This is a genomic window from Allocoprobacillus halotolerans (assembly GCF_024399475.1).
Lineage (GTDB): Bacteria > Bacillota_I > Bacilli_A > Erysipelotrichales > Coprobacillaceae > Allocoprobacillus > Allocoprobacillus halotolerans.
The window spans coordinates 1,474,529-1,489,746 of record NZ_CP101620.1; the positions used below are offsets into that span (position 1 = coordinate 1,474,529).

Below are 15,218 nucleotides of genomic sequence, written 5' to 3' on the forward strand. Positions count from 1 at the left end.
CCCATCATTCAAAATGAATCTATCGCTTTTTATCATATAGATGGAACATCATCATGGCATGTATCAATAATTCAATATCTTTAAAATATATATAAGTTATACCAAACAACTAAAGATGCATTGAATATATACATTGATCTATTACAAATATGGTCATTATTGTTTAAAAATTATTTTCAAACTTTCCATCACAAATACAAAGTTATGAATTAATGAGAATGAAAAAAATTATTACATATGTCAATGTTTATTATCAAGATAAAATCATATTAGATCAAATTGCTGATGAAGTGGGATTACCACCACATTATTTATGTCGTCATTTTAAACAACAAATGGACTGTACGTCGTTTAAATATATCTTAGATTTTAGATTACGCAAAAGTATAGAACTTTTAGAAAAAGATATTTCTATTACAGATATTTCTTATATGTGTGGATTTGGAGATGTTCATTTTTTTACAAAAAAGTTTAAAGAGAAAATGAATGTAACACCTTATGTTTATAAGAAGAATTTAAAAGAAAAGGATGTTCATATATGATATAATAAAGGAAATTATTTTAACTATTGGAGGAATTATGATGTCAAAAGCAAAGTTATATAAAGTATTTTTATTGGTGCATATTGTATTAGCAATCTTAACTATTGGTGTTTTATATATCACTTGGGATGAATCAATTAATTATGGATTGTGGATTGTTTTGTTAGGAAATATTATTTATGGAATTTATAATTTTTATAAGTATAAACAATTGAAATAAGATGTATTTTATTGATTCAATAAATAGCTTTTGTTAAAATGAATAACGATGAAAGGTGTATAGATAAAATGGTTTTATTATAGATTGTAAAATATCCTGCATTTGATATAATATGACTGTTATCGTTCCTCCTTTGAAAAGGGGGTGATACAATGTTGTTTAACTTAGTTTTATCTGTCGTGGCAGGTATAATTGCATATTATATTTGTAAATGGATAGACAGAAATATAAAGCGATAACTATCCTAGTGTTAAGTTCACTATAAAAACTAGAAAAGGTAAGGAGTAGCGTTCCTTACCTTTTTGCATTGATACAATGCTATTTAACTTACGAGTCAATTATAACATTAGCCTGACTCTATTTCAAGTATATAACAAATGAATCATATTTATACTCTGATTCAAATATGATAATGTCTTAATGTATCCCCGTCTTTAGAAGTTCTCACTATATTTTTTAGGAATACCTTTTTATATAATATCAAATTATGCTGATTTTATCAGTTTTTTTCTTTCTTCTCTATTTTTTTGTTTATTTTTTTGCATTGTATTTTATATAGTGATACTAGTGATATATACTCTGGAGATGCATTATGGCTTATTTTCTTAAAAAAACCATAATAAAGAGCATACTTATTCATCAATCATTGAAAGTGATTATTCCCCTCAAAAACGTTGTGGTGCACATCATACTTTTAAATCTCTTACTTCTGTTGAATCTTGGAAAGCCAATATATTAACGTCTAGACATCAAGTCAATTCATCAAAGATTTTTGAGAAGATGGCAAAATTATCATTAGCAAATTATTACCTGATAGAAAGATAAATAAGTCAAATATTCAATTATAAAATATAAAAGCCAGTAGAAATCATTTAAAAGATAAACACTTTCTTTTAATAAAACTCTCACTATATTTTAATGTTGGATACCAAAGTCAGGAATTATAACATTAGCCTGACTCTATTTCAAGTATATAACAAATGAATCATATTTATACTCTGATTCAAATATGATAATGTCTTAATGTATCCAAGTTGAATATGTCCTGCTAGCAGGACATATTCAAAAATTCATGTTATTATATAATCTCACTTTTGTTGGGAGGTTATTCTATGAGAAAGGTTGTTTTAAGAATGAATGAAGAAAATAAATATCTGACTATTAAAAAACTTGTTGAAACTAATGGTAATAAAAAGCGTGCTGCTGTTAAACTTAACTGCTCTGTCAGAACCATTAATAGATTGATCATTAAATATAAAACTTATGGAAAAGCTGGTTTCGTTCATGGCAATAGAGGTAGAGCTCCTGCTACTACCATCCCTCTTGATATTAAAAATCAGATCATTAAATTATATGTCGATTATTACTCTAATGCCAATTTTACTCATTTCTGTGAAATCGTTCATGATGATCTTAATGTCAAAATCAGTGATACTACCTTGAATAAATGGCTTAGAGAGGAAAATATTATTTCTCCTAAAGCTACCAAAAAAACTAGAAAAATCCTTAAAAATCAGCTGAAGGCTCAATTGAATAATACTTCTTCTAAAAAAATTCAAAATCAAATCAAAGAAGTCATTGCCTCTGTTGATGAAAATGATGCTCATCCTAGAAGACCTAGATGTAAATATAAGGGTGAGATGATTCAAATGGATGCATCCAGCTATGAGTGGATTCCTGGTCAAATTTGGCATCTTCACCTTGCTGTCGATGATGCTACCGGTGAGGTGGTTGGGGCTTGTTTTGATCATCAGGAAACATTAAATGGCTATTATCATGTCTTTTATCAAATTCTCACTAACTATGGAATCCCTGCCATGTTCTATACTGATCGCCGCACTGTGTTTGAATATAAAAGAAAAAACAACGCCTTTGATGACGAAGACACCTTTACACAGTTTTCCTATGCCTGTCATAATCTTGGCGTTGATATTAAAACAACGAGCATCGCTCAAGCCAAAGGCAGAATCGAACGATTGAATCAGACCTTTCAATCAAGATTGCCTGTCGAGCTTAAACGTGCTCATATCAAAGATATAGAGTCAGCCAATGAATTTTTAAACTCATACCTAAAAAATTCAATGACAGATTTGCTCTACACCTCAATAGTACCAAATCGGTCTTTGAAATGCAACCATCATTGGAGAAGATTAATCATACATTGGCGGTTCTTTCACCAAGAAAGATAGATGCAGGACACAGTATCAAATTCAAAAATAAGATATACATACCGGTGACATCAAACGGGACCCCATGCTATATGAAAAATAAGATGGATTGTATGGTCATAGAATCATTTGATGGAGGATTATATGTGAATATTCTTGATCAAATTTACCTGATGCAGGAAGTTCCGAAACACAGTCCATATTCTAAAGAATTTGATGAAGAAATAAAGCCAAAGAAAGAAAAAATAAATATATTCCACCAATGAGTCATCCATGGAAACAAGATTCTTATTTAAGGTATCTTGCAAAGCAAAAGCACCGAAATTGCGGTGTTAATGTTTAAAAATTTTTAGGACATTTTCAAAATTGCTTGACAGTATATAACAAATGAATCATATTTATACATTTAAATTAGATGCAGCCACTTACAAAAAAATGCGTCCATGTCTCATGATAATGTATGAAAACATATAAAAATGCATAAAAATTTAACATATTTTTCAAAAATGCATCCACTTACATATTTTCTATAAATTATCTAACTCTTTTATGGAATAAAAAAAGCATAACTTTATGATCAATAGTCATGAATTGTTTCGTATTATCATATCATAAATTTATGCTTATATTTATATTATTAATTCATTGATAATTCAAATTATCTTGATTTTATCACTATTTATTTCTTGGTCTCATCTGAGGGAAAAGAATGACTTCTTGGATACTTTCTTGTCCAGTCAATAACATCACAAGTCTATCAATACCCATACCCATTCCACCTGTTGGTGGTAATCCGTATTCCAAAGCCTCTACATAATCTAAATCCATTTCGTTGGCTTCATCATTACCAAGTTCTTTTTCTTTTAACTGATTTGCAAATCTTTCATATTGATCATCAGGATCATTTAATTCATTAAATGCATTAGCGTATTCATTACCACAAATAAATAATTCAAATCTTTGTGTAAAACGTGGATCTTCAGGATTCTTTCTTGCAAGTGGAGAAATTTCCACAGGATGTCCATAAACAAAAGTAGGTTCTACAATTGTTTCTTCTACATATTTTTCAAAGAATTCATTAATAATATGTCCATATTCATAATGTGGCTGTAACTCAATACCATGTTCTTTAGCTAATGCTTTCGCATCTTCAAAAGTCATATCACTAGCAAAATCAATACCTGTTTTTTCTTTAATCACATCAGTCATAGAAATACGTTTAAATCCTGGTGCTAAAGAAAGTTGATGCCCTTTATATTCAATATCATATGTTCCACATACTTCTTTAGCGGCATTAGAAATAATACCTTCTGTTAAATCCATCATACCTTCTAAATCACTAAATGCTTTATAAACTTCAATTGTTGTAAACTCAGGATTATGTGTTCTATCCATACCTTCATTTCTAAATAAACGACCAATTTCATACACAGCATCCATACCACCAACAATTAATCTTTTCAAAGATAATTCTGTTGCGATTCTTAAATAATAATTGATATCTAAAGTATTGTGATGAGTGATAAATGGACGAGCTGAAGCACCTCCTAAAATAGGATTGAGAACAGGTGTTTCTACTTCTGTATAACCAAGATTATCAAGATAATGTTGAATAGAACGAATAATTTTAGGTCTTGTAAAGGCAATTTTTCTTGCATCTTCATTCATAATTAAATCAACATATCTTCTTCTATATCTTTCTTCAATATCACTTAAACCATGATATTTTTCAGGTAAAGGACGTAAAGCTTTTGTTAAGTGGATGTATTGAGTTGCTTTTACAGACAATTCACCAGTATTTGTTACAAAAACAGTTCCAATAATACCAACGATATCACCAATATCACTTTTAATTAAAACTTCATAATTATCTTCACCAATTACATCTTTTCTGACATAAATTTGAATTTGTCCTTCTTTATCTTGAATATGCATAAAGCAGACTTTTCCTTTACGTCTTTTTGTCATAATTCTTCCAGCTACTTTGACTTCAATCGCTGCTTCTTCTAATTCTTCATGTGTTTTTCCTGCATATGTGTTTTTAATGTCTTGAGAAAAAGCAGTGACTTCAAATCTTTGTCCAAAAGGATCAATGCCTCTTTCTCTTAAAAAATCAAGTTTTTCACGTCTTACTAATTCTTGTTCACTAAATTGTCTTTCTTCCATGGTTGTTTTCTCCTTTCCAATAAAAAAACTCTCTCCCACAAAGGGACGAGAGTATATCGTGTTACCACCCTTATTCATTTATACATCACTGTATAAACCTTTTCAACTCCTATCAGAGTCTAGCCTGTAACGCGGCACACGTTATTTTATCACATACGATCCAAAATACGGCTCCTAGTCTTTTTTCATTGTTATTACTATCATCCATTTCCACCATCAGGACTCTCTGTTCATAAATCATAACAATTACTCTTCTATTCATCGCCTTTTTCTATACGGGTGTATTATATAAATAATCATATTTAATGTCAAGTCTTAATCTTTGACAAGATACGAAATTTTCGTTGTGTATTGAAATGAGACAGGAATAATAAATAGCCATCAAAGAAACTCTTGATTACAAAATTAAAGAGAACACCATTTTGATATTTTGATTAAATTCATTGGTTGAATGATTTTAAGAGCTTTTCTAAAAATCAGTTTAATAAAGGTTTTACATTGCTAAGAACTGAATATGAAAATATAGCATATTATTTACTTTAAGCAAATAATATGCTATATTTATCTTGAAAAGAAAGTTTTTTAAACTTTTTTATAGAAATAAAAAGAAAAATCGAAAATTTTTGCGTATATATATAATAGAAGGGTATTTTAATCCTGTTTATCATTCCTTAAATATGGAAAGTTTTGAAACTATAAAAATCTTAGAGAAGGAGTGATTAACTATGAATCAACAGTATTTGGAGATACTGGAAATACTTAGACCTATTGACAATGAGTTCATGAAAGTTCTATTCAAGAATCAAAATTGTGTTGAACTTCTTGTCAAAACAATCTTTGGTGATGATGTTTCCTTAATGAAGTTTGAAACTGAAGATGAACGTAAGAATCTTCAGGGCAGGTCCATAGGGATGGATATTGTCGCTACACTTAGTGATGGGAAAATCATCAACATCGAAATGGAAAAAAACGAGGAAAACGCCACACCACTAAGAGCAAGGTATCATGCAAGCATATTAGATTGTAGTGAATCATTTGCAGGTGAAGAATGGAATCAGATTGAAGAAATGTATGTTGTGTTTATATGTGAAGATGATTTCTTAAAAACAAACAAAATCATCAGTCATATTAACAGATACATAGATGAAGTTGGAAGATTGTTTAATGATAAGTTACATATCATCTATTTAAATGCCAGTATAGAAGATGAAAGCCCATTAGGGTTGTTGATGCATGATTTAATGTGCAGGGATCCAGATCAAATGCATTATGAAGTCTTGAAAACAAGAGCCAGTTATTTTAAAAAATCTGAAGGAGGAAAATACGAAATGTGCAAAGAATTAGAAAAAATTGTAGTAGAAAGAGAAAAACTTGGAGAAGAACGTGGTGAGAAACGTGGTATATTAAAAGGTAAAATTGAAACTCTTATGAAAATCTTAATTAAGAGATTTACGAATGAAAATCTTGAATGGATAAAAGACTGCAATGAAGAACAAATAGAAAAAATAGAAGATAACATTGATTTAGATATGAGTTATCATCAATTCTATCAGTTAGTTCATTCGTAATCATCTAAGATACTTTTGTATCTCTGATTTTTTAAAAGTGTTATATTACAAAAAAATATATAGAACATACTAGTGATTATTTCTTGAACATTGAATTAATTCATAATTGTTAAGAATAGAAAAATGCTCTTTTTGAAATTATATGATAATAAGAGTATTGTTAATATGTTTAGATATATTAAGCATGAATTTTAAAAAGAATAAAGAAACTTGATTTCTCTCACTTATAAGTAAAACTAAAAAATAAATAGAGAAAGTCAATGGATGTTTTTAAATAAAGAAATAAAATGCTTTTATTACCCGGGAAATATGTTGAAAAAAGTAAGAAATAGAAGGAAAAGAGAAATGTTCATTTTCAATTCAAATTAAAGATGTTTAATAATAGATATTTATAAAAAGGGGTTAGAAGCATGTTACAGATAAAAAATATACACAAGCAGTATAAAACTGGAAATCTTGTTCAAAAAGCACTTGATGGTGTGAGCTTGAATTTAAGAGATAATGAATTTGTGGCGATTCTGGGACCAAGTGGAAGTGGAAAAACAACACTTTTAAATATTATTGGTGGATTAGATCGTTATGATCAAGGTGATTTGATTATTAATGGTATATCGACAAAGAAATATAAAGATAGGGATTGGGATTCTTATCGTAATCATACAATTGGTTTTGTTTTTCAAAGTTATAATCTGATTCCTCATCAAACGGTATTAGCCAATGTTGAATTAGCATTAACAATATCAGGTATTTCTAAGACTGAGCGTAGAAATCGTGCTAAAAAAGCTTTAGAACAGGTTGGGCTAGGTAATCAAGGACATAAAAAACCTAATCAAATGTCAGGTGGACAGATGCAACGTGTGGCGATTGCTAGAGCGTTGGTGAATAATCCTGATATTTTATTGGCTGATGAACCAACAGGGGCATTGGACAGTGATACCAGTGTACAAGTCATGGAGTTATTAAAAGAAGTGGCTAAAGATCGATTGGTTGTGATGGTTACGCACAATCCTGAATTGGCTCAAGATTATGCGACACGTATTGTGGAATTAAAAGATGGAACAATTCGTAGTGATTCTGATCCATATTTGATTAGTGAAGATGAATTAGTAAAACCCCAACATAAAAATATGGGAAAATCTTCAATGTCTTTTTTAACAGCTTTATCATTGAGTTTTAATAACTTGCGCACTAAAAAAGCCAGAACATTTTTAACGTCTTTTGCGGTTCTATTGGAATTATTGGAATTGCACTGATTTTATCTCTTTCTAATGGTGTGAATACCTATATTCAATCAATTGAAGAAGAAACTTTATCAGAATATCCTTTACAGATTCAAAGTACAGGTTTTGATATGACTTCTATGATGGTAGATGTACAGGATAATCAAAGTGCAGACAATGAAAAAGGCGATATTCAAGTTTTACAAATGATTACAAACATGTTTTCTAAGATTGGTTCCAATGATTTGGCTTCTTTTAAACAATATTTAGATAGTGGAAAAACTAAGATTGAACAATATACGAATGCTGTTGAATATACTTATAATGTAGCACCACAAATTTATAATACAAGTACAGATAAAATCAGACAGGTTCATCCAGACCAATCTTTTCAATCTTTAGGCTTAGGATCATCAAGTAGTGGTAATAGCATGATGTCAACAATGATGAGTACGGATGTTTTTTATGAAATGCCTAGTGATGAAAGATTATATGTTGATCAATATGATATCAAAGCTGGACGTTGGCCTCAAAACTATAATGAATGTGTCCTTGTTTTAACAAAGAGTGGAAAGATTAATGATTTGATGTCTTATACACTTGGATTAAGAGATTTTTCTGAATTAGATGAGATGGTTAATAAGTTTGCTAAAGAGGAAGATGTAGAGGCACCTGAAAATAATCAATCTTATAGTTATGAAGATGTTTTAAATAAAGAATTTAAATTGGTGAATGCTTCTGATTATTATCAATATGATGAAAAATATGATCTTTATAAAGATAAAACAGAGGATAAAGATTATATGAAAAAATTGATTCAAAATGGTGGAACTATAAAAATTGTAGGCATTGTACAACCATCTGAAAGTTCTACAGCAACTATGTTGAAAACAGGAATTGGTTATCCTCACGCTTTAACAACACATGTTATTGAACAGGCACAAAATAGTGAAATTGTAAAAAAACAGTTAAAGAATAAAAATATTGATGTGTTTACTGGTAGAGATTTTGATGATAAAGAGAATAAAGATTTTGATATGAATTCATTATTTACCGTTGATGAAAAGAAATTAAAAAGTGCTTTTACAGTGGATGAAAGTCAATTGACAAAAGGAATGGGGCAACTTGACCTTAGTCAAATTCAATTAGATATGACCAATTTACCATCCATTGATATGAATGCAATTTTATCACAATTAGATGTTCAATTTTCAAGGGAACAAATAGAAAGTTTAAGTCAAGTCATTACAACTGATTTTCAACAGTATATGGTAGAAAATGGAATGCTTGATCCAACTCAAATGCAAACCTATTTTATGAGTTATATTGAAACACAACGTGCTAAGACATTGCTCCAACAACAGATAGTGACACTTTTACAGGAAAGTGGTTTGACAAAACAGTTTGAAACATTATTACAAAGCCAGATGCAAACAATTATGAGTCAGTATACTGCACAAATTTCTCAATCTTTGCAAACACAAATCAGTACTCAAATGACTCAACAAATGGGAACTTTAGCTAAAAACATGCAATCAGCAATTCGAATCAATCCTGAAGTTTTTGCTCAGTCTATTCAAATGAATATGAATGAAGAAGAATTATCAGAATTAATGATGTCTTTAATGACAACAGAAACTTCAACTTATGAAAATAATTTAAAAGCTTTAGGATATGCTGATTTTGATGAACCAAGTGGGATTAATATTTATCCAAAGGATTTTGAAACAAAAGAAAATGTGATTGATATTTTAGATGATTATAATGTGAAAATGGAACAAACAGATGAAGATAAAGTGATTTCCTATACAGATTATGTGGGAACATTAATGTCATCAGTAACAGATATTATTAATGTGATTAGTTATGTTTTAATTGCTTTTGTTGCTATTTCACTTGTTGTATCTTCTATTATGATAGGTGTTATCACTTATATTAGTGTTCTTGAACGTCAAAAAGAAATTGGAATCTTACGTGCAATTGGAGCATCTAAACGTAATATTTCACAAGTTTTCAATGCAGAAACATTCATTGTAGGTTTATTAGCGGGTGTTTTAGGTATAGGGATTACACTCTTGTTGTTGATACCTGGAAATATGCTTATCCACTCTATTGCAGGAAATGTCGATGTCAGTGCTACACTACCAGTCACTGGAGGTATTATATTAATTGTTTTGAGTGTTATTTTAACATTGATAGGCGGTATCATTCCTTCTAAGAAGGCTGCTAAGAGTGATCCTGTATCAGCATTACGTAGTGAATAAAGAATAGGATGAAATATCTTATTCTTTTTTTGAGTAACTTGCTAATAAAAAATTTTCTTTCAAACTAAGAAAAATAAGTCCTCAAAAATATATTTTTCTGTATAATAATTGTCATGGAGGAAGTATTATGAAATCTAAAATATTGTTTTTTGATGTTGATGGGACATTAATAGATAGCAGTCAAGGTATTCATGAAATTCCAGCAGGTGTAATCAATAAATTGAGAAGAATACAAAAATTAGGACATAAGATTTTTATTTCTTCAGGGAGACCTAAAGCAATGATGAACCAACATTTTTTAAGTATTGGTTTTGATGGTTTTGTTTTAGCTAATGGTGGGTATGTGGAAATTGATGGAACATCTATTTTTGAAGATCGCATGGATTATGATTTATGTGTCAAAACAATTCATATGTTAGAAGAATTAGAATGTGATTATATGATTGAAACAGCTGATTCAATTTATATTGATGAAAAGTATCAGGAACTTTATCAATTCTTTCGTGCTAAAGGAATAGCAGAAATGTTTCAACATGATTTTGATAAATATGAAGTCTTGAAAAAGACAATTAAAATAGAAGCGAATGTAAAAGATGTGGATAAAGCTCGTATAGAACAATATATTAAAGATAAATTTGGTTGTGTAATTCATCATGATGAACATGGAAGTGAGAATGCTTTTGAATTTTTTCACCAACGATTTCTAAAGCTGTAGGCATCCAAAAAGTTTTAGATTATTATCAGATGGATTGTCAAGATACATATGCTTTTGGAGATGGTATCAATGATTTGGAAATGTTTGATTATTGTGAAGTGGGTGTCGCTATGGGAAATGCAGTAGAATTATTAAAACAAAAGGCAGATTTAGTTTGTCGTTCAATTACAGATCAGGGATTAGAACGTATTTTAAAAATCTTGTTTCCTCAGGAGGATTAAATGGAAAATTTATTATTTAGTTTAAATGCGACAGTTCCTGTTTTCTTCATGATGGTTTTAGGAATGATTTTAAAAAAGATTGGATGGATCAGTGAAAGTTTTGCCTCACAACTCAATCGTTTTGTCTTTTTGATTCCTTTACCAGTTTTATTATTTCAAGATATTGCGACAGTTGATTTTGTAGAAGTATGGGATTTTTCTTTTGTGGTTTTTTGTTTTGTTGTGACATTATTGAGTATTACAATCGCAACCTTGATTTCTTGTTTCTTTAAAGAAAAAAGCATAAAGGGAGAGTTTATTCAAGCAACATATCGTAGTAGTGCTGCTTTATTAGGAGTAGCACTGATTCAAAATATTTATGGGCAATCCTCAATGGGGCCTTTAATGATTATTGGAAGTGTACCACTTTATAATATTTTTGCAGTCATTATTTTATCATTTTATCAACCTCAATCACAAAAAATAGATAAAGACTTAATAAAAAAGACTTGTAAAGGTGTCTTAACCAATCCTATTATTATAGGGATTGTAGCAGGTTTAATCTGGTCACTATGTCATTTACCGATGCCTGCGATTCTTTCAAAAAGTGTATCCTATGTTGCGAACACTGCAACACCACTAGGTTTAATGGCTATGGGTGCTTCTTTTGAATTTAAAAAGGCAGTCGATCAAATGAAACCTGCAGTTGGTGCATCTTTCTTTAAATTGTTTGGTTTTTGTGCCTTGTTTTTACCTTTAGCTATTGTTTGTGGATTTCATAATGAACAATTGATTGCGATTTTAGTAATGCTTGGTTCAGCTACGACAGTCACTTGTTATGTAATGGCTAAAAATATGGGACATGTTGGTGTTTTAAGCAGTAATGTTGTAATGATGACAACATTACTGAGTGGTTTTTCATTAACTTTTTGGATTTGGGTTTTAAAGACTTTGTCTTTTATATAAAAATAAATGTTAGAAGGCGTGATTAAATATGGAATATTTAGATATTGTCGATGAAAAAGGAAATCCAACAGGAGAAACAGTAGAAAGGGAATATGCCCATCGTCATGGTATTCGTCATCGTACCAGTCATGTTTGGATATTGAGAAAACGTGATGAAATTGAAATCCTACTCCAAAAAGAAGTCTGAACAAAGATTCCTATCCAGGATGCTATGATATTTCTAGTGCTGGTCATATACCAGCTGGAAGTGATTATAAGATTTCTGCTTTGCGTGAATTAAAAGAGGAATTAGGTATCGATGCCTCAATTAGTCAATTACATTATATTGGAACAAGCTATAGTGATAGTTTTCATATTTTCCATGAACAACCTTTTCATAACGTTCAGGTATCACGTGTCTATATCTTATGGTATGATGGTCCTATGACATTACAAAAAGAAGAAGTGGAAAATGTAAAATGGATGCCGTTTAGATTATGTCAACAAGCTGTTTTGGAAAATCAGATGCCACATTGTATCAAAAAAGAAGAATTAGAAATGATAGAAAATTATTTGGAGGAAGAAAAATATGAAAGCATTAGCCAGTGATTTTGATGGAACATTATATTTTGAAGATGGAGTGAGAGAGCATGATCAAAAAGCTATTTTGAACTTTCAAAAACATCATTTATTTGGATTGTGTACAGGAAGACCTTTTATTGGGGTTCAACATTATATTAAAGATATAATCCAACCTGATTTTTATATTGTGAGTAGTGGAGCTTGTATTTTGGATAAAGACGGTCAAGTTCTCTATGAACAGACACTTTCAAAAGATACCATGCAAGCTATATATCAACAATATCATCATCAGGCTGAAGTCTCGATTCAAGCAGATTTTCGCATTTACACATTACTTAAAGATTCAAAAATACCAATTGTTCAAACTTATGTTGAAACATTAGATGACGTTGGAAGTGAACATATTTTTGGTTTGTCTATAAATGCTAAAAATGAACAACAGGCAAAACAATGGACACAGGATTTAAATGAAACTTATGATGATATTGTTGCTTTTCAAAATAAAGAATATATTGATATTGTGAAAAAAGGTTGTTCTAAAGGTGCAGCTATTCAAAAATTGAAAGAATTATTACATTTGGATTATGTTTATGGAATAGGTGATTCTTATAATGATATACCGATGTTAGAAAGTGCTGATTGTTCTTTTACTTTTCATGACTCACCTGAAAGTGTTCAAAAGAAAGCAACCTATGTTGTTTCATCAATTAATGAAGCTATTCAAATGATAGAAGGTCAGTAAAATGTTTTGTCAATTAAGATCATTATATTTATGTGTTCAAGATATGCAACTTGCGATTGCTTTTTATGAAGATTTTTTATAACAAGACATAATATTTAAAGATGAAGTTTATAGTATTTTTGATATCAATGGCTTTCGTTTAGGTTTGTTTGCCTATCAAAAAGTGGAAGAAGAATATCATTTTGGTAATAATTGTTTGCCAAGTTTTGAATTTGAAACTATTGAAATCCTCAAAAAACAAATCGTTGGGAAAAAGATTCATTTTCCCTTAACACAAATTAAAAACAATTGAGTGGTTGAGATTATAGATAGTAAAGGAAATATGATTGAATGCACTGCCCCAGTAATAAGGAGTTTGTCATGACAAGAATTGGAATAGGAAAACTGAGACAACAAAATGACCATACAATTTTAAATGATTTTGTGAAACAAGGCATTGTTTTAGAAAGTGAAGCCTTGCAACTTGGAATGGGAAGACCTACTCAAAAATATGTAATACATCAAGATTTTTTTCATATCCTTGTTATTTCAATTCAAAGAAAAAAACAACAAAACTATTTATATTATGAAATTAAAGATGCTTTGGGTCAAAACATGAAACATGAAATCATTCAATTAGATTGTTTAGATCAACAAAAATTATTACAAATAATTATAGAACTTTACCAAAAGGATAGCTTTATTCGTATCATTGGCATAGGGGTTCCAGCAATAGTTTCTAATGGGGTTTTGATTGAATCTGATATTTTTTGAATTGAAAGGCTGGCATTTTAAACAGGAATTAGAAAAAGAGATATCGTGTCCTATCATTATTAAAAATGATAGGAATTATACCGCTTATGGTTATTATGCAACTCATCATTTGCAAGAAGATGTCTGTTTTTTAACTTATCCCAAAGATAGTGGACCAGGTTGTGGAAGTGTTATCAATGGACAATTATTGGAAGGAAGAAATGAAGTTGCTGGAGAAATTCTTTATTTACCTTTTTTTCACTTTTTTGAGTAAAAAACATATTCTTTATTCTGTTGAAAATGTAGCTTTATCACTTTGTTGTAATGCATCTCTTTTGAATCCATCAAAAGTGATTTTAACAGGTGAGGCTATTTATCCTGAGGATATTGAAAAGATTGAAAAAATTTGTTTGGAATATATTCCCCAAGAATTCATGCCACAAATTCAATATCAAAAAGAATATACAAAAGACTATATGCAAGGTATTTACTTATTGTCTTTAAAAATTTTTATTGAAGAACTTTTATAGGATTTATTTTTTTATGATATTAGGGCATAATACACTTATTAAAAGTCTTTTAATAAGTGAGGGTGTTTATGAAAAAAGAATTTTAAATGAATGTTTGGCTTCCATTGTCGCAAGTATGCGACATGGAGAAATGTTATTTATTGCTGATGCAGGAAGTGGGACATCACGTCATGCCATCTATCCATTGAGTGAAAATATAGAATATTTAGATTTAGGGGTTGTGACTGGTTATCCCTCATTTCAGGATGTTGTAGAAACATTGGTAGAATGTGGGGATTTTGAAGGTGCAATTGTAACAGAAGATATGCCTCAACAAAATCAGGAGGCTTATCAGGTTGTAGAGAAACTTTTTGATTCAAAAAATATTCATACAATGCATTATATTCCTGAATATTATCAAATGAGAGATCGTTGCAAAGCTGTTGTTCAAACAGATGATTATGGTATACATGCTCAAGCTATATTGATTGCTGGGTATCCAAGTGCTGACATAAGTATGGAATGGTTAAAAAATGGATTAAAAGACAAACTATTAAATGTCAATAATTAATTTAAAAAAATGATTTTAATAGTGTTTGTCCTGATTTAGAGGAGCAATCCGATGTTCTTTGATGTTTTTAGTGG

At 30.0% G+C, this 15,218-nt stretch carries 16 protein-coding genes, 1 pseudogene and 1 other annotated feature; of the genes and pseudogenes, 16 read left to right on the plus strand and 1 reads right to left on the minus strand.

All coding sequences use genetic code 11. The features are described 5' to 3' along the window. Positions 1–218 precede the first annotated feature (218 nt). From NMU03_RS08695 to NMU03_RS08710, 4 genes are all read left to right on the plus strand, one after another. Positions 219–542 carry a helix-turn-helix domain-containing protein gene (locus NMU03_RS08695; protein WP_290137678.1) on the plus strand — a complete coding sequence of 108 codons (324 nt, stop codon included), beginning with the start codon at positions 219–221 and terminating at the stop codon, positions 540–542. A 40-nt stretch (positions 543–582) separates the two neighbouring features. After that, positions 583–762 carry a hypothetical protein gene (locus NMU03_RS08700; RefSeq protein WP_290137680.1) on the plus strand — a complete coding sequence of 60 codons (180 nt, stop codon included), beginning with the start codon at positions 583–585 and terminating at the stop codon, positions 760–762. 1,112 nt (positions 763–1,874) lie between these two features. Then, positions 1,875–2,951, plus strand: coding sequence for an ISNCY family transposase (locus NMU03_RS08705; protein ID WP_290137682.1), 1,077 nt, complete (start codon positions 1,875–1,877; stop codon positions 2,949–2,951). 71 nt (positions 2,952–3,022) lie between these two features. Next, positions 3,023–3,196, plus strand: coding sequence for a hypothetical protein (locus tag NMU03_RS08710; protein ID WP_290137684.1), 174 nt, complete (start codon positions 3,023–3,025; stop codon positions 3,194–3,196). A gap of 409 nt (positions 3,197–3,605) precedes the next feature. Here NMU03_RS08710 and lysS read toward each other — a convergent pair whose 3' ends face one another. Then, positions 3,606–5,096, minus strand: coding sequence for a lysine--tRNA ligase (lysS, locus tag NMU03_RS08715; protein WP_290137686.1), 1,491 nt, complete (start codon positions 5,094–5,096; stop codon positions 3,606–3,608). Between the two features lie 38 nt (positions 5,097–5,134). Next, positions 5,135–5,367: a binding site (T-box leader), on the minus strand. A gap of 454 nt (positions 5,368–5,821) precedes the next feature. Here lysS and NMU03_RS08720 point away from each other — a divergent pair. The 12 genes and pseudogenes from NMU03_RS08720 to NMU03_RS08775 all read left to right on the plus strand — a co-directional run bounded on the left by NMU03_RS08720 (position 5,822) and on the right by NMU03_RS08775 (position 15,144). Beyond that, positions 5,822–6,664, plus strand: a complete 843-nt coding sequence (locus NMU03_RS08720; protein ID WP_290137688.1) for a PD-(D/E)XK nuclease family transposase — start codon at positions 5,822–5,824, stop codon at positions 6,662–6,664. Positions 6,665–7,074: 410 nt separating this feature from the next. Further along, positions 7,075–10,148, plus strand: a pseudogene (locus NMU03_RS08725) (ABC transporter ATP-binding protein/permease). A gap of 127 nt (positions 10,149–10,275) precedes the next feature. Beyond that, on the plus strand, positions 10,276–10,863 hold the full coding sequence (locus tag NMU03_RS08730) for an HAD-IIB family hydrolase (protein WP_290137689.1): 588 nt from the start codon (positions 10,276–10,278) through the stop codon (positions 10,861–10,863). A 29-nt stretch (positions 10,864–10,892) separates the two neighbouring features. Then, positions 10,893–11,084: an HAD hydrolase family protein gene (locus NMU03_RS08735; protein WP_290137690.1), complete on the plus strand. Its 192-nt coding sequence runs from the start codon at positions 10,893–10,895 to the stop codon at positions 11,082–11,084. Beyond that, entirely contained in the window at positions 11,085–12,029 is a 945-nt protein-coding gene (locus NMU03_RS08740) for an AEC family transporter (RefSeq protein ID WP_290137692.1), read from the plus strand. Between the two features lie 28 nt (positions 12,030–12,057). Continuing rightward, complete coding sequence (locus NMU03_RS08745; RefSeq protein WP_290137694.1) at positions 12,058–12,216, plus strand: NUDIX hydrolase; 159 nt, start codon at positions 12,058–12,060, stop codon at positions 12,214–12,216. Positions 12,217–12,263: 47 nt separating this feature from the next. After that, a complete protein-coding gene (locus NMU03_RS08750) occupies positions 12,264–12,617 on the plus strand; it encodes an NUDIX domain-containing protein (protein WP_290142305.1) in 354 nt (117 codons plus the stop codon). Next, positions 12,598–13,332 (plus strand): HAD family hydrolase, encoded by a 735-nt coding sequence (locus NMU03_RS08755; protein ID WP_290137696.1) that lies wholly within the window; start codon positions 12,598–12,600, stop codon positions 13,330–13,332. Before NMU03_RS08750 ends, NMU03_RS08755 begins: the two co-directional genes overlap by 20 nt. Positions 13,333–13,692: 360 nt before the next feature. After that, entirely contained in the window at positions 13,693–14,085 is a 393-nt protein-coding gene (locus NMU03_RS08760; protein ID WP_290137698.1) for a hypothetical protein, read from the plus strand. Then, positions 14,066–14,338 (plus strand): ROK family protein, encoded by a 273-nt coding sequence (locus NMU03_RS08765; RefSeq protein ID WP_290137700.1) that lies wholly within the window; start codon positions 14,066–14,068, stop codon positions 14,336–14,338. The genes NMU03_RS08760 and NMU03_RS08765 overlap by 20 nt, the downstream gene beginning before the upstream one ends. After that, positions 14,331–14,594: a hypothetical protein gene (locus NMU03_RS08770; RefSeq protein ID WP_290137702.1), complete on the plus strand. Its 264-nt coding sequence runs from the start codon at positions 14,331–14,333 to the stop codon at positions 14,592–14,594. Before NMU03_RS08765 ends, NMU03_RS08770 begins: the two co-directional genes overlap by 8 nt. 13 nt (positions 14,595–14,607) lie before the next feature. After that, positions 14,608–15,144, plus strand: a complete 537-nt coding sequence (locus NMU03_RS08775) for an RbsD/FucU domain-containing protein (RefSeq protein ID WP_290137704.1) — start codon at positions 14,608–14,610, stop codon at positions 15,142–15,144. Positions 15,145–15,218 lie beyond the last annotated feature (74 nt).